This is a genomic window from Modestobacter marinus (assembly GCF_011758655.1).
GTDB classification, from domain to species: Bacteria; Actinomycetota; Actinomycetes; order Mycobacteriales; family Geodermatophilaceae; genus Modestobacter; species Modestobacter marinus.
The window spans coordinates 2257371-2272414 of the sequence record NZ_JAAMPA010000001.1 but is presented as its reverse complement, the minus strand read 5'-3'; the positions used below and the strand labels follow the sequence as shown (position 1 = coordinate 2272414).

Genomic DNA, 15044 nt, shown 5'->3' with positions numbered 1-15044 from the left:
CGGTCAGCGCCGGGCCACCACCATGCGGCCGGTGGCCAGGACGACCGTGACGGTGCCGCCCTGGAAGGCCTGCCGGATCCCGCCCTTGACGCGGTACTCGTCCGAGGTGGGCAGCCCGAGCCACGACGCCTCGGCACCCCGGCGCAGGTACTCGGCCCCGATCGCACCGAACACGGCCCGGGTGCCGGTCTTCGACGAGCGGTACACCCGCCCACCGGTGAACGCGGTGACGCGTGCGCCGGACACCGCCGACGCGGTCTCGCCGGTGGTCGGGTACCCAAGGACGCCACGCTCCCAGCCCAACGCCCCCCACACGTCCCGCACGGACCCACCGACGACGTGTGCGCCGGTGGCCGGGGTGAAGTAGATCGAGGCGCCCTTGGCGAGGTGGTTGTAGTAGCCGACCCCGTCCGGTGCCCGGAGTTCGTCGCTGATCGGGACACCCAGCGCCTTGTCGCCCCCCGCGGCCAGGTACGCCTGCCCGATGACGCCGTGCACCTCGTGGGCACCCGTGACCGGGGTCCAGTAGACGCCGCCGCCGTCGAACTGCTGCTGGGTCCCGTCACCTGCCGCCGTCAGGGCCTCGTCCGTCCGGGGGTACCCGAGCGGGCCGGACTCCCACCGGAGCCGCGCCCACACCTCCCGCACGCCTCCCCAGACGACGCGGACACCGGTGCTCGGGGCGTAGTAGATCGACGCCCCGTTGGCGAAGTGGTTGTACCGGCCCTGTCCGTCCGGGGTCTCCATCTCCCCGCTGGTCGGCAGGCCCAGCGGGGAGTCGACGCCTCCCCGGCTGCGCCACACCGCGGCGATCGACCCGTGCACCTCGTGCGCTCCCGTCGCCGGCGACCAGTACACGGTCCCCCGTTCGAACTGCTGGTACGTCCCACGCCGTCGGGAGATCACTTCCTCCCCGCCTGTCGGGTACCCCAGCGGGCCGGTCTCCCACCCGGTGCGCTGCCACTCCTCGCGCACCCCGCCCCAGACCACCTGGGCACCGTGCTGCGGCGTCCAGTAGACGGAAGCCGCCTTGGCGAAGAGGTTGTAGCGCCCGACGCCGTCCGGCGTGCCCAACTCGTCGCTCGTCGGCGCGCCCAGGGCGGGAGGGCCACCGGCAGCCAGGTAGCGCGCCAGCACCGCCCCCCACACGAGGTGCACGCCCGTGCCCGGGGAGGAGTACAGCCGGCCGTTCCGGTACACCTGCCAGACGACGCCGTCCTGCGACTGCTCGGCGCCGACGGGCGACCCGAGGGCCTGCTGGAGCGCTGGTTCGGAAGCGTACCGCGAGGAGATGGTCTGCACCGGGGCCGCCGCCTGCAGCCTCGCGGTGACCTTCGTCCGGATCGCGCCGAGCTGGACGTACCCGTACCGGCCGGGGCAGGCGGTGCTGCCCACGTCCCGGTGCCCGAAGATGGTCGGGAGGGTGACCTTGCTGCCGGCCTTGTACCTCGACGTCCCCCCTCCTGAGGAGGTCAGCACGGTCGTCCCCCGGGGGTCGACTCCGTACAGGGAGAACTTCCAGGCGATGATCGCGGCGACCGCGTCGACCATGGCCGGCGTGGTGGCCGCGGTGTCGTAGTTGCCGAGCATCGAGACGCCGAAGGTCGCCGTGTTGAAGCCACCGGCGTGCGCGCCGACCACGGTGCTCTGCAGGCCGCCGTACCGCCCCTCGAAGAGCCGGCCGAACTTGTCGACGATCACGTTGTAGCCGATGTCGCCCCAGCCCAGGCTCACCGTGTGGTACCGGTAGATCGAGCGCAGGATGGCCGGCACCTGGTCGGCCGTGTAGCTGTTCGAGTCCGCCGTGTGGTGCAACGTCGCCGCCTTGATCGTGGCGGCGTACTGCGGCTTCCACGTGCGGAGGGATTCGTCGGCCCCCCACTGGGCTCGTGAGTGGACGTCCGGCATCGACAGGGCCGCGTGGGCAGTGCCCTCCACCGCCGGAGCGGTGAGCGAGGCGTCCGCCGCGCTGGTGCCCGGGTCGATCAGGTCCAGCCGGACGTCCGTGGGCTGGGTGCCGGAACGGGTGACCAGTTCGACCTCGGCCCCGATGCTCGGCCCGGTCCAGAGGGGGGCGGTCCCACTGCGCAGCTCCGCGCCGGTGTCCACCGTCGCGCCCTGGTCGGCCGTCTCGGGCTCGACCTCCGTCCATGGACCCCAGGCGCCGGCCGCATCCTGCACCCGCACCTGCACGACGGTGTCGGCGACCGCGGGGTCGTGCGCCCAGGTGACACCGACGAGCGAGAACTCCGGGACCGGGGTCTTCCGGATGGTCAGCGTCGGCGCGTCCTCGGCGACGCCGACGACCGGGTCGGTCGTGCCCTCCTGCACGTCCGCGGCCGGCGCGGGCTCCTCGAGGGAGCCCATCGCCACCTCCGTGCTGGAGGTGCTGACCGGTTCGGCCTCCGGCAAGGGGGCTGCGTAGACCGGCAGGACGACGAGCGTGCCGCTGATGGCGAGGAAGGCGAGCAGGGCCGTCATGATGCGGCGCACGAGACGTCCTCCGGGGAGCTGGAGCGGGCGGGACGGCGAACCGCCCCCTTCTCCTCCTCCTTCGTCATCGGGTCGTGAGGTCTTGAGCCGAGCCCGGCAGAGCCGGCCCACACCGCCGCCCGCCATTCGCAGTCAGGCGTGCCGCCGGTCCGGGGGCGATCCGGGGAGGGCGTTGTGACTGGGCGGACGGCTGGGACCACGGGTGGGTCCCTGCGTGACGTCAATGCCCGCCGCGCACAGCCCTGCGTCGTATCGTCGGCCCCGACTCCGCCGCGGGTCCTGGGCTCTCCGACGCCGGGCCGAGCCCACCCGCCCGACGTGAGGAACGACTTGTGAGCGACACCGACGACCGCCGCGACGGGCCACGGCCCCTGCCGCCGCGACTGGACCCCCGGGCCGGCAGGCCTGCGCGGCACGGCGGCGGGGAGCCCGCCGCGCCCGGTCGCAGCGACTCCCGCCGGCACCGGCTGGCCGCCGGCGCACGCGTCGTGGCCGGGCTGCTGTCGCTGGTGCTGCTCGGTACCAGCGGCTGGGGCTGGTACCTCGGCCGCGTGGCCGACGCCAGCGTGAACCGGACCAACGCCATCCCCTCCTCGGGCAACGAGCAGACCGTGGACACCGGGGCCGCGATGAACCTGCTCCTGGTCGGGAGCGACAGCCGGGCCAGTGCGTCGGCGGAGGAGCGCGAACAGCTCACCACTGGGAGCAACGCCGGGATGAACACCGACACCATGATCTTGGTGCACGTGCCCGCCGATGGATCCAGGGCCTCGTTCGTCTCCTTCCCCCGGGACTCGTACGTGGAGATCCCCGGCCACGGCCAGGACAAGCTGAACGCCGCCTACGCCTACGGCACCCAGGAGGCGCCCGACGGCGCGTCCGAGGCCGAGGTGCAGGCGGCCGGGGCCCAGCTGTTGATCAAGACCATCAGCTCGCTGACCGGCCTGCGGATCGACCACTACGCCGAGGTCGACCTGCTCGGCTTCTTCAAGCTGTCGTCGGTGATCGGCGGCGTCGAGGTCAACCTCTGCAAGGCACAGCAGGACAAGTACTCCGGCGTCGACCTGCCCGCCGGGGTGTCGGTGATCAGCGGTGAGCAGGCCCTGGCGTTCGTACGCCAGCGGCACGGTCTCCCCCGTGGCGACTTCGACCGGATCATCCGCCAGCAGACGTTCATCGCCGGGATGATCCGGAAGATGCTCTCCGAGAACGTGCTGCTCGACCTGGGCAAGCAGCGCGAGCTGGTGGAGGCTGCTGCGGAGGCACTGACCGTCGACCAGTCACTGGACCTCTTCGACCTGGCCTCACAGATGCAGTCGGTGGAACCGGGCAGCATCGACTTTCAGACCGTGCCCTACGTCGGGGACGACGAGGACGACGCCGGTCGCTACATCCTCCGGCTCGAGGACGAGGAGACCCTGCAGAGCTTCTTCGCCGACCTCAACGCGGAGCCGGCGCCGGCGCCGGCCGAGACGAAGACCCCGGCGACGCAGCAGGCACCGGCCACGGCCGCTCCTGCCGACGTCTCGGTGGAGGTCTACAACGGCTCGGGCGCCTCGGGCCTGGCCGGCAGCGCCGGCAGCGCACTCACCGATGCCGGCTTCGCCGTCACACTGACCGCGAACGCCGACTCCTCGGACTACGCGGTGACCGAGGTCCGCTACGCCGCCGGAGACGAGGCGCTGGCCAAGGCCGTCCTCGCCCAGGTGCCGGGTGCGGTCGCCAAGGGCTCGGACGCCGTGACCAGCGGCACGGTCCAGCTCGTGCTCGGCTCCGACTTCAACGGCATCGGCCAGGCCGTGACCGCGCAGCCGGCGAAACCGAAGGCCGAGGGCGAGGACCAGCGCACCGCAGCCGACACCGGGTGCATCAACTGAGCCGGCACTGACGCTGCACCACGAACGCGAGCCCCTCCCGGTGGACCGGGAGGGGCTCGCGCGTTCGTGGCGCAGCGAACGGGTCAGATGGGCAGACGGCGGAACGCCGCGCGGGGCACGTGCCGCAGGCCGCTCATCACCCAGCGCATCGCCCCGGGCACCCAGACCGTGTGCCGGCCCTTGCGGACACCGGTGACGATGGCCTCGGCGACCGCCTCCGGGGTGGTCGCAAGGGGTGCGTCGTCCAGGCCCTCGGTCATCTTGGACCGGACGAAGCCCGGCCGGACGACGAGCACGGAGACCCCGGTGCCGACCAGCGAGTCGGCCAGCCCCGAGTAGAAGGCGTCCAGCCCGGCCTTGGTGGAGCCGTACACGAAGTTGGACGCTCGCGGCCGCTCACCTGCCACCGATGAGAGCGCCACGATCACGCCGTGCCCCTGCCGGCGCAGCTGGTTGGCCAGCTCCGTGCCGACCACCGCTGGGGCGACGTAGTTGACCTGGGCCAGCTGGGCCACGGCCGCCGCGTCGGTGCGCAGCTGGTCGGCCTCCCCCAGCAGCCCGAAGGCGACCACCGCGACGTCGATGTCACCGGTGGCGGCCGCCTCGGCGACCATCCGCCCCGGCGACGCCGGGTCGTCCGCGTTGAAGTCGACGACCTGCACCTGGGCGCCGGCAGCGGTGAGCTCCGCGGCGACGGTGCTGCGGCGCGGGGTGTCCCGCGCGGCGACGACCACCCGCAGGGGTCGCTCCGCCAGATACCGGTGGGCGGTGGCCACTGCGATGTCCGAGGTGCCGCCGACGAGCAGCAGCGAACTGGGCGAACCGAGCGCGTCGATCACAGCGCGAGCCTCCTGGCCAGGTCGGACGTGAAGACGCCGTCCGGGTCGACCTGCTTGCGCACGGCCCGGAAGTCGTCGAGGCGGTCGTACATCTTCTCGAAAGTCTCCGGACGCACCCGGGAGTCCTTCGCCAGGTAGGTGCGCCCCTGGGCGGCGATGACGACCTCGTCCAGGGAGTCCAGCAGGCCGGCCAGCCCCTTCATGACCGGGATGTCCAGCGCCAGCGTCCAGCCGGGCGAGGGGTAGGACAGCATGCCTGGGTTGCCCGGGCCGAACCGCTTGAGGACGGCGAGGAAGGACGCCGTCCCGAACGAGCTGAGCCGGTCCAGCACCTCGCGCATGGCCTCCTCCTCCCCGAAGGGGACGGTGACCTGGTACTGCACGAAACCCCGGGGGCCGTAGATGCGGTTCCAGCCCCCGACGGCGTCCAGCGGGTGGAAGAAGGTCGGGATGCTCTGCAGCTGGTCGCGCTTCCGCTTGGGCGCCTTGCGGTACCAGAGCTCGTTGAAGGCCGCGACCGTGGCCAGGTTCAGCAGTCCGGGCGGGAAGACGTCGGGCACGGAGGCCTTGACGGAGCCGTGGTACGCCAGCGGGTCGGTGCGGCGCTTGGCCGGCATCTCGTCCAGCTTCGCGAAGCGACCCCGGGTCACCACCGAGCGCCCCATCCGCTTGCCCTTGGCCAGGGTGTCGATCCAGGCCACCGAGTACTCGTACAGGTGGTCGGTCTCGGCCAGCAGGGTCATCAGCGAGTCGAGGTCGGGCGTGCGGTCGGTGTCGACCAGGCACCGGGAGGACTCGATCGCCTTGAGCTGCACCTGCGCGCGCAGGATGACGCCGGTCAGGCCCATGCCGCCGACGGTCGCCCAGAAGAGGTCGGCGTCGGACTCCGGGCTGATCCGCCGAACCTGCCCGTCGGCGGTGAGCAGGTCGATCCACCGGACGTGCTGGCCGAAGCTCCCGGCGACGTGGTGGTTCTTGCCGTGGATGTCGGCCGCGATGGCCCCGCCCACGGTCACCAGCCGGGTGCCGGGCGTCACCGGGACGAAGAAGCCCTGCGGCACGAACTGGTTCATCAGCTCGTCGAGGGAGATGCCGGCCTCGACGTCGACCAGGCCGGTTCCCAGGTCAGCGTGCAGGACCCGGGCTGCGGTGGTCATGTCGAGCACGGTGCCGCCGGCGTTCTGCGCGGCGTCGCCGTAGCTGCGGGCCAGGCCACGGGCCACGACACCGCGGCCCGTCGCGGCGAGCACTGCGGCGCGGACGTCGTCGTCGCCGCGCACCGGGAGGAGCGCAGCACGCGTGGGCGCGGTGCGGCCCCACCCGACCAGCGGGACGACCGGGGCGGCCTCAGGCACCGAAGACCCCCAGGCCGACGGTCAGCACCCACAGGGCACCGAGGACGAGCAGGACACGGTCGTGCATGACGATCTCCTCCGGGGCGCCGGCGGCGCCCTTGTCGACGTCCCGCGCGTACCGCAGGATCGCCATCACGAACGGCGCGATGGAGATGGTGGCCCACGGCACGCCGTCCTGGGTCTCGGCCATCTCGAAGGCCCACAGGCTGTAGAACGTGACCGCCACGCCGGCCGACAGGCTCCACACGAAGCGCAGGTAGCTGGCCGAGTACTCCTGCAGCGTCTTGCGCGTGGCCGCTTCGTCGCCCACGAGGACGAGCTCGGAGTAGCGCTTGCCGGCCACCATGAACAGCGACCCGAAGGCGGCCACCAGGAGGAACCACTGCGAGAGGAGCAGGCCTGCGGCGACACCGCCGGCGATGCCACGCAGCAGGAAGCCGGACGCCACCACGGCCAGGTCGATCACCGGCTGGTTCTTCAGGAAGACGCAGTAGGCGAGCTGGATGACGACGTAGCTGCCCAGCACCCCGGCCAGCGCAGGCCGGGTCAACAGGACGGCGGCGGTCAGGGCGACGGCGAAGAGCACCACGGCCAGGGCGACCGCGAGGGGACGGGGTACCAGTCCGGCGGCGATCGGGCGGTACCGCTTCTTCGGGTGCCGGCGGTCCTCCTCGACGTCGATCGAGTCGTTGACGAGGTAGACCCCGGACGCGGACAGGCAGAACAAGAGGAAGGCCACGGCCGTCGGACCCATGACGTCGGGGTTGAAGACCTCACCGGCAGCCAGGGGTGCGGCGAGCACCAGCCCGTTCTTCACCCACTGGCGTGGGCGCAAGGCGCGGACGACGCCCCAGGGCCGGGAGCCCCGGAAGCCAGGAGTGCGTGGTGGCGGCGGCACCCTCGCGGGCCCGGCGGCGTCCACCGCGGTCAGCGGGACCGGCGCAGTGGTCGGCGGGTCGGTCACCGGGGTGGGCTCGGAGTGCACGCTCACGGTCACGCCTTCCAGCCGGCGGTCGAGGTCATGCGGCGCCGGACGACGGTGGCCACGCCGGCGCCGAGGGCGGCGCCGCAGAGGACGTCGGAGGGGTAGTGGACGCCCAGCAACACCCGGGAGACCAGCATGGCGCCGGTCACGATGGCCATCGCCGGTCGACCCACCATCGGGGCGAAGCCGACCGCCGCCGCGGCGGTGGAGCAGCTGTGCGCGCTGGGGAAGGACAGCCGGCTGGGCGTGGCCACCAGCGCCGGGACGTCGTCCAGGGCGGGACGTACCCGGCGGACCACCCGCTTCACCACGACGCCGGCCCCGTGGGCGGCGACGACGCCGGTCACCGCCGCGGCCCAGTCGGCCCGGTCCCGGCCACGCAGCCAGCCGGCCGCGCCGAGGGCGATCCAGCCGATCGCGTGCTCGCCGAAGTGGGACATCCCCCGGGCGACCGGGACGGCGGGCGTGCCACCCAGCGCCCGCCGCGTGGTCCGGAGCAGGGTGTGGTCGAACCGGAGCAACGTCGTGCCGGGGGTTGCGCTCATCGAGGAGTGACTGTAGCTGCGTCACGCCGCCCGCACCCGGACGTGAAGGAGAGGTTCGTCGCGCACCTGTCACTCTGGTCGCGTGCCTCCCGCCTCCCCTCACACCCCTGCGGACCTGCTCGCCGCCGCCCTCCGCCGGGACGCCGCCGCCCCGCTGATCACCTTCTACGACGACGTCTCAGGTGAGCGGACCGAGCTGTCGGCCACCACCCTGGCCAACTGGGTGGCCAAGAGCGCCAACCTGCTCCAGGAGGAGTTCGACGTCGGCCCGGGCAGCACCGTCGGCCTCGCCCTACCGGTCCACTGGCAGACCGCCGCGGTGCTGCTCGGGGTGTGGAGCTGCGGGGCCGCGGTGTGGGAGACCGCCGCCGAGGACGACGACCGGCTCACCGACGCCGACGTCGTCCTGGCCGACGCCGACCGGCTGCCCGCACTGGAGGAACTGGGCCTGGCGGAGCTGCTGGGGCTGTCCCTGCACCCGCTGGGCATGGGCATGACCGGCTACACCGGCCCGGCCCGGGACTTCGCGCTCGAGGTGCGCGGCCAGGGCGACGTCTTCTCGCCCTGGCAGCCGGTCGACCCCGCCGGGGTCGGGCTGGTCCTCGGCGGAGGCCAGCTCAGCCTGGCCGCCCTGGTCGAGACGGCGACCGAGCTGGCCGGCCGGCTCGGTCTCGTCGCCGGTGACCGGGTGCTGGTGGACCAGCAGGCGGCAACGGAGGCCGGGCCGGTCGCCTGGATGCTGGCACCGCTGGCGGCCGGGGCCTCGCTGGTGCTCTGCCGTGCGGCCGCACCGTCCGGCCTGCTCCGTCGCGCAGAGACCGAACGGGTCACCGCTACGCTCGGCCTGAAGCTCGACGGGATCCGCGAGCTGGGCCGCCCCGCCTGACGCACCACCTGCCCAGCCCTCGAACGGACGGTGGTCAGCGCATGGACAAGGTCGTCGCGAGCGCACGGGAGGCCGTGGCCGACATCCCCGACGGGGCGACGCTCTCGGTCGGTGGGTTCGGGTTGTGCGGTGTGCCCGTCGCGTTGATCGACGCACTGCTGGAGCAGGGCGCCCAGGGCCTGACGACGATCTCCAACAACTGCGGGGTCGACGACCAGGCGCTCGGGGTGCTGCTCTACGCCGGGCGGATCGCGAAGACGATCAGCTCCTTCGTGGGCGGCAACAAGGAGCTGGCCAGGCTGTACCTGTCCGGGGAGCTGGAGGTCGAGCTGACCCCGCAGGGTTCGATGGCCGAGCGGCTGCGCGCCGGGGGCACCGGCATCCCGGCGTTCTACACCCCCACCGGGGTGGGCACCCTGGTCGCCGACGGCGGCATCCCGGTGCGCTACGACGCCGAGGGCAACGTGGTGGCCACCAGCGAGCCCAAGGAGGTCCGCCGGTTCGGCGACCAGGACTTCGTGCTGGAGACCGCGCTGACCGCCGACTTCGGCCTGGTCCGCGCCGCGGTCGGTGACCGGCACGGCAACCTGGTGTTCCACGAGTCGGCGCGCAACTTCAACCCGCTGTGCGGGATGGCCGCGACCGTCACCATCGCCGAGGTGGAGGAGCTGGTCGAGCCCGGGGAGATCCTGCCCGAGTCGGTGCACCTGCCCGGGGTGTTCGTCCAGCGCGTCGTCGTGGTGGGCCCGGAGGGCAAGCGGATCGAGAAGCGCACCACCCGTCCCCGCCCCGGCGCGGCGGCACCCGCAGCCGCCGGCACCGAGACCACGGAGGCCTGAGATGGCACTGTCCCGCGACCAGCTCGCCGCCCGGGTGGCCCTGGACCTGCACGACGGCCAGTACGTCAACCTCGGCATCGGCATGCCCACCCTGGTGCCCAACCACATCCCCGACGGGGTGCACGTGGTGCTGCAGAGCGAGAACGGCGTGCTCGGGGTCGGCCCCTACCCCTTCGAGGGCGAGGAGGACGCCGACCTGATCAACGCCGGCAAGGAGACGATCACGATCCTCCCCGGGGCCAGCTTCTTCGACTCCTCGCTGTCCTTCGGCATGATCCGCGGCCACCACATCGACGTCGCCGTCCTCGGCGCGATGCAGGTCAACACCCGTGGCGACCTGGCCAACTGGCTGATCCCCGGGAAGATGGTCAACGGGATGGGCGGGGCGATGGACCTCGTCCACGGCGCCCGCGAGGTGATCGTGATGATGGAGCACGTCGCCCGCGACGGCTCCCCCAAGATCGTCGAGGAGTGCTCCCTGCCGCTGACCGGCAAGGGCTGCGTCGACCGGGTCATCACCGACCTGGCGGTCATCGACGTCACCGGCGCCGGGCTGGTGCTCCGCGAGACCGCCCCGGGCGTCAGCGTCGCCGACGTCGTCGCCGCCACCGGCGCACCCCTGCAGGTCGACGGCGAGGTGCCCACCATGGCCCTGCCGGCCACCGTCTGATCGAGCCCCGGGGCCGATGACCTTCTCCGTCATCGCCCGGGACGCCGCGACGGGTGACCTGGGCATCGCGGTCTCCTCCTGCATCCTGGCCGTGGGCCGGGCCGTGCCCACGGTCCGGCCCGGGGTCGGGGTGGTCGCGGTGCAGGCCCGCAGCCGGCGGGGCCTGGGCACCACCCTGCTGGCCGGCCTGACCACCGGCACCTCGCCGCAGGACCTGGTCCGCCGGGCCGCGCACGCCGCCGAGGACGCCGACCGGCAGATCGCCGTCCTGGACGCGACCGGCCGGGTGGCCGCCGACACCGGGCCGGGATCCCTGCCCACCAGCGGCCACGTGCTGGGCGAGGGGTTCAGCGTGCAGGGCAACATGCTGGCCTCCCCCGACGTCCTGCCGGCGATGGCGCAGGCCCTGACCGCGACCAGCGGGGCGCTGGCCGACCGGCTGATCGCGGCGCTGACCGCCGGTCAGGACGCCGGCGGCGACCTGCGCGGCCGGCAGTCCGCCGCGCTGCACGTGGTCAGCGGCGCCCCCGCCAGCGAGGACGACGACGGTGTCCGGGTGGACCTGCGGGTCGACGACTCCGGTGACCCGGTCGCCCAGCTGCGGATGCTGCGCAACCTGCAGCGCGCCTACGACGAGCGCGACTACGAGACGCTCGCGGTCTTCGCCCCGGAGGGTGCCCGCGACCTGTACGCGGCACTGGCCGCGTCCCGCCGCGGGGACCGGGCGGCGGCCCGGAGTGCACTGGAGGCGGTGCGCACCCGGCCGGGCTGGTCGACCTGGCTGGCCGCGATGGCCGGCGACGCCCGGCTCTCCGCGGTCTCCCAGCTGCTCGACTGAGGGTGCGACCGGAGGGTCAGTGGCCCTGGGCGCGCAACGCTGACACCAGGTCGGCGCTGAACGCGTCGTATCCCGTCTGGTTGGGGTGGATCGGGTCGGCGAACAAGCCGTCGGACGGGTGCAGCCATCCCTCCGCGAGCGGGTCGACGAACGGCAGGCCCGCCGCGCCCGCGGCCTCGGCCAGGGCCGTACGCACCCCGGCAACCGCCACCGGGTCGCTACCCGGCGGGATCAGCGGACCGACCACGACGACCTGCGCCTCGGGCAACTGCGCCTGCAGGTCCGCGTAAAGAGTCTCGGCCGCGGCATGCACCTCCGCGGTCGGCAGGCCCGCGTCGTTCGTGCTGCCCTGGACGACGACGACGTCGGGGGCAGCGGCGACGACCTCGTCCACCCGCTCTTGATAGGGCGCCGCCCCCGGCTCGGCACCGACGGCGACGTAGCCGGTGCCGCTCACCGCCTCCAGCACCGGCTCCCAGCCCAGCGCATCGGCCGTCGGCGGCACATACCCCGCCCCGTCGTGCGAGGCCGCGGTGTACGAGTCACCCAGGAAGACCGCGCGGAGAGGCTCCGACGCTTCTGACTGCTCGGGCTCCGAGGCCTGCCCGACCGTCTCGGCGCTGCAACAGGTCAGCGGGAGCACGGACACGACGGCCAGTAGCGCCAGGACGGGTCTCCGCACGTACCCCAGGTTACGGCGGGCGGCCGCTGCCCTGGTCAGCGCAGCAGGCTGCGGGCGATCACCATGCGCTGCACCTGGTTGGTGCCCTCGTAGATCTGGGTGATCTTGGCGTCGCGCATCATCCGCTCGACCGGGAAGTCCTGCGTGTAGCCGGCCCCACCGAACAGCTGGACGGCGTCGGTGGTGACCTGCATGGCGGTGTCAGAGGCGAAGGCCTTGGCCGCCGCGGAGACCCGGGTGACGTCCGGGCTCCCCTGCTCACCAGCGGCCGCGGCCACGTACACCAGGTGCCGGGCGGCCTGGATCTTCATGTCCATGTCGGCGAGCATGAACTGCACGCCCTGGAAGTCGCTGACCGCGGAGCCGAACTGACGGCGCTCCTTGGTGTAGGCGATCGCGGCGTCCAGCGCGCCCTGGGCGACGCCGACGGCCTGGGCCCCGATCGTCGGCCGGGTGAAGTCCAGGGTCCGCAGGGCCGTCTTGAACCCGGTGCCCGGCTCGCCGACGACCCGGTCGGCGGGGATGGTGCAGTCGGTGAAGTACAGCTCGCAGGTCGGCGAGCCCTTGATGCCCATCTTCTTCTCCTTGGGCCCCACGGCGAAGCCCGGGTCGTCGCGGTGCACGACGAACGCGGAGATGCCGTTCGCACCCTTCTCCGGGTCGGTGACGGCCATGACCGTGAACCACTCGGAGACGCTGGCGTTGGTGATCCAGGCCTTGGTGCCGTTGAGCACCCAGCTGTCGCCCTCGAGCCGCGCCCGGGTCCGCATCGCCGCCGCGTCGGAGCCGGCCTCCCGCTCGGAGAGCCCGTAGCTGATCATCGCGTCGCCGGCGGCGATCGAGGGCAGCACCCGCTGCTTGAGGTCCTCCGACGCCGAGAGCATCACCGGCACCGAGCCCAGCTTGTTGACCGCCGGGATCAGCGAGGCGCTGACGTCGACCCGGGCGACCTCCTCGATGACGATGCAGGTGGCGATCGCGTCGGCACCCTCGCCGCCGTAGGCCTCCGGCAGGTGCGTGGCGTGGAACCCGGCCGCGGTGAGCGCCTTCTGGGCCTCCACCGGGTAGCGGGACTCGGCGTCCACCTCCGCGGCGAAGGGGGCGATCTCCCGTTCGGCGATCTCGCGGACCGCCTCCCGGATCGCCTCGTGCTCCTCGGTCAGCGCGTACGGCGCAGCGTTGTTACCCACCAGTAGATGCTAAGCCCGGCCAGGCTCCCCGCGGAAGCGACGCACCCCACCGCCGGGGGATCGATCAGGGGGCGATCCGCTGCTGCAGCGCGTCGTCACGGGCGACGACCGACGCCGCCAGGTCGGCCTGGAACCGCTCCACGGCAGCGCGCAGCCGGTGGTCGCCGGCGGCCAGGATGCGCACCGCGAGCAGGCCGGCGTTGCGCCCGCCGCCGATCGACACCGTTGCCACCGGCACCCCGGCCGGCATCTGCACGATGGACAGCAGGCTGTCCAGCCCGTCGAGGCAATCCAGCGGCCGGGGCACCCCGATCACCGGCAGCGGTGTCGCGGCGGCGACCATCCCGGGCAGGTGCGCTGCTCCCCCGGCTCCGGCGATCAGCACCCGCAGGCCCCGCCCGGCGGCTGCCTCGGCGTAGTCGAGCATGCGCCGCGGCGTGCGGTGCGCGGAGAGGACGTGCGCCTCCCACGGGACGTCGAACTCGGTCAGCGCCTGGGCGGCGGGCTCCATCGTCGGCCAGTCGGAGTCGCTGCCCATGACGATGCCGACGATCGGGTCACTCACCGGGTGGCTCCTCAGTGCTCGGTGTCGAAGGCGAACGCGGGGTCGACCACGCCGTCGGCCAGGTAGCGGGCGGCGGCCACCGCGCGGGCGCGCACCTCGGCCAGTTCCTCCCCGAGCGCGGTGACGTGCCCGAGCTTGCGGCCCCGCCGCTGGCCCTTGCCGTACCAGTGCAGCTTCACGTCGGGCCAGTGCGCCATCAGGTGGTGCACCCGCTCGTCCAGCCCCGGCCCGGCCCAGTCGTCGTCCGCGGTGGCGCCGCCGAGCACGTTGGCCATGACGACCACCGGCGCGGTCATCGCCGTCGCGCCGAGCGGGTAGTCCAGGACGGCGCGCAGGTGCTGCTCGAACTGGCTGGTCCGGGCGCCTTCGATGGTCCAGTGCCCGGAGTTGTGCGGGCGCATGGCCAGCTCGTTGACCAGCACGCCGTCCGCGGTCTCGAACAGCTCCACCGCCAGCATGCCGACCACGCCCAGCCGGTCCGCGATCCGGACGGCGAGCTCTTGGGCGGCGGTGGCCCGCTCCTCGGATAGGCCGGGCGCCGGGGCGAGCACCTCGTTGCAGACGCCGTCCCGTTGGATCGTCTCGACCACCGGCCAGGCCGCGACCTGGCCGAACGGGGACCGGGCGACCTGCGCCGACAGCTCGCGGACCATGGCCACCCGCTCCTCGGCGAGCAGCGTGCCGTGCTGCTCGAGGAGATCGGCGACCTGGTCGGGGCCGGAGACCACGAACACGCCCTTGCCGTCGTAGCCGCCGCGGGGGGTCTTCAGCACGACCGGCCAGCCGACGCCGTCGGCGAAGGCGGTCACCTCGTGCACCGTGCGGACCTCGGCCCAGGCCGGCTGCGGCTCCCCGGCGTCGGCGAGTGCCCGGCGGAGCACCAGCTTGTCCTGCGCGTGCACCAGGGCGGCGGGGCCGGGGGCGACCCGGTGACCGTCGTCCTCCAGCGCCCGCAGGTGCTCGGTGGGCACGTGCTCGTGGTCGAAGGTGACCACGGTGGCGCCCTCGGCGAAGCGCCGGAGATCGGCGAGCTGGTTGTGGTCGCCGAGCTGGACGTCGGCGGCCACGAGGGCGGCGGACTCGGCCGGGTCGGCGGCCAGCACCCGCAGCGACTGGCCCAGCGCGATCGCCGCCTGGTGGGTCATCCGGGAGAGCTGCCCGCCACCGACCATCGCCACGACGGGGAGTCCGGTGGCAGGGTGCAGCGACGCGTGCGGGGGCAGGGAGGTGGCCATCGAGTCCAGCCTAGTGATCACCCAAGGCCGGACGTCCCGCCTCTC

The 15044-nt window shown here is 73.2% G+C and carries 14 protein-coding genes; 5 read left to right on the top strand and 9 right to left on the bottom strand.

The features are described from left to right. Positions 1 to 3: 3 nt before the first annotated feature. A complete protein-coding gene (locus FB380_RS10805; protein WP_166755051.1) occupies positions 4 to 2493 on the bottom strand; it encodes an N-acetylmuramoyl-L-alanine amidase in 2490 nt (829 codons plus the stop codon). Between the two features lie 332 nt (positions 2494 to 2825). Here FB380_RS10805 and FB380_RS10800 point away from each other — a divergent pair, with 332 nt between their 5' ends. Next, positions 2826 to 4370 (top strand): LCP family protein, encoded by a 1545-nt coding sequence (locus FB380_RS10800; protein ID WP_166755050.1) that lies wholly within the window; start codon positions 2826 to 2828, stop codon positions 4368 to 4370. An 83-nt stretch (positions 4371 to 4453) separates the two neighbouring features. Here FB380_RS10800 and dprE2 read toward each other — a convergent pair whose 3' ends face one another. From dprE2 to FB380_RS10780, 4 genes are read right to left on the bottom strand one after another with little or no spacing between them, the layout of a single operon-like run. Then, complete coding sequence (gene dprE2, locus FB380_RS10795) at positions 4454 to 5209, bottom strand: decaprenylphospho-beta-D-erythro-pentofuranosid-2-ulose 2-reductase (RefSeq protein WP_166755049.1); 756 nt, start codon at positions 5207 to 5209, stop codon at positions 4454 to 4456. After that, positions 5206 to 6564 carry a decaprenylphosphoryl-beta-D-ribose oxidase gene (dprE1, locus tag FB380_RS10790; protein ID WP_166755048.1) on the bottom strand — a complete coding sequence of 453 codons (1359 nt, stop codon included), beginning with the start codon at positions 6562 to 6564 and terminating at the stop codon, positions 5206 to 5208. The genes dprE2 and dprE1 overlap by 4 nt, the downstream gene beginning before the upstream one ends. Next, positions 6557 to 7555 (bottom strand): decaprenyl-phosphate phosphoribosyltransferase, encoded by a 999-nt coding sequence (locus FB380_RS10785; protein WP_229682126.1) that lies wholly within the window; start codon positions 7553 to 7555, stop codon positions 6557 to 6559. The genes dprE1 and FB380_RS10785 overlap by 8 nt, the downstream gene beginning before the upstream one ends. Before the next feature lie 2 nt (positions 7556 to 7557). Then, positions 7558 to 8094, bottom strand: a complete 537-nt coding sequence (locus FB380_RS10780) for a phosphatase PAP2 family protein (RefSeq protein WP_166755047.1) — start codon at positions 8092 to 8094, stop codon at positions 7558 to 7560. A gap of 82 nt (positions 8095 to 8176) precedes the next feature. Here FB380_RS10780 and FB380_RS10775 point away from each other — a divergent pair, with 82 nt between their 5' ends. From FB380_RS10775 to FB380_RS10760, 4 genes are read left to right on the top strand one after another with little or no spacing between them, the layout of a single operon-like run. Next, positions 8177 to 8980 (top strand): TIGR03089 family protein, encoded by an 804-nt coding sequence (locus FB380_RS10775; protein WP_166755046.1) that lies wholly within the window; start codon positions 8177 to 8179, stop codon positions 8978 to 8980. A gap of 41 nt (positions 8981 to 9021) precedes the next feature. Beyond that, entirely contained in the window at positions 9022 to 9819 is a 798-nt protein-coding gene (locus tag FB380_RS10770; protein WP_166755045.1) for a CoA transferase subunit A, read from the top strand. 1 nt (position 9820) lies between these two features. Then, the gene (locus FB380_RS10765) at positions 9821 to 10489 is read left to right on the top strand and encodes a CoA transferase subunit B (RefSeq protein WP_166755044.1); all 669 of its coding nucleotides are present in this window, start codon (positions 9821 to 9823) and stop codon (positions 10487 to 10489) included. 16 nt (positions 10490 to 10505) lie between these two features. After that, entirely contained in the window at positions 10506 to 11327 is an 822-nt protein-coding gene (locus FB380_RS10760) for a DUF1028 domain-containing protein (RefSeq protein WP_166755043.1), read from the top strand. Between the two features lie 16 nt (positions 11328 to 11343). On the opposite strand, the gene FB380_RS10755 is transcribed toward FB380_RS10760, so the two are convergent. From FB380_RS10755 to FB380_RS10740, 4 genes are all read right to left on the bottom strand, one after another. Beyond that, positions 11344 to 12009, bottom strand: coding sequence for an SGNH/GDSL hydrolase family protein (locus tag FB380_RS10755; RefSeq protein WP_166755042.1), 666 nt, complete (start codon positions 12007 to 12009; stop codon positions 11344 to 11346). A 35-nt stretch (positions 12010 to 12044) separates the two neighbouring features. Continuing rightward, positions 12045 to 13199 (bottom strand): acyl-CoA dehydrogenase family protein, encoded by a 1155-nt coding sequence (locus FB380_RS10750; RefSeq protein ID WP_166755041.1) that lies wholly within the window; start codon positions 13197 to 13199, stop codon positions 12045 to 12047. A gap of 64 nt (positions 13200 to 13263) precedes the next feature. Further along, a complete protein-coding gene (gene purE, locus FB380_RS10745) occupies positions 13264 to 13764 on the bottom strand; it encodes a 5-(carboxyamino)imidazole ribonucleotide mutase (RefSeq protein WP_166755040.1) in 501 nt (166 codons plus the stop codon). Between the two features lie 11 nt (positions 13765 to 13775). Further along, complete coding sequence (locus tag FB380_RS10740; RefSeq protein WP_229682127.1) at positions 13776 to 14999, bottom strand: 5-(carboxyamino)imidazole ribonucleotide synthase; 1224 nt, start codon at positions 14997 to 14999, stop codon at positions 13776 to 13778. Positions 15000 to 15044: the final 45 nt, after the last annotated feature.

Bases quoted from the DNA above. Each gene is read 5' to 3' on its own strand.
- FB380_RS10765 (WP_166755044.1), top strand. From the start codon at position 9,821: ATGGCACTGTCCCGCGACCAGCTCGCCGCCCGGGTGGCCCTGGACCTG.
- FB380_RS10760 (WP_166755043.1), top strand. From the start codon at position 10,506: ATGACCTTCTCCGTCATCGCCCGGGACGCCGCGACGGGTGACCTGGGC.
- FB380_RS10780 (WP_166755047.1), bottom strand. From the start codon at position 8,094: ATGAGCGCAACCCCCGGCACGACGTTGCTCCGGTTCGACCACACCCTG.
- FB380_RS10740 (WP_229682127.1), bottom strand. From the start codon at position 14,999: ATGGCCACCTCCCTGCCCCCGCACGCGTCGCTGCACCCTGCCACCGGA.
- FB380_RS10770 (WP_166755045.1), top strand. From the start codon at position 9,022: ATGGACAAGGTCGTCGCGAGCGCACGGGAGGCCGTGGCCGACATCCCC.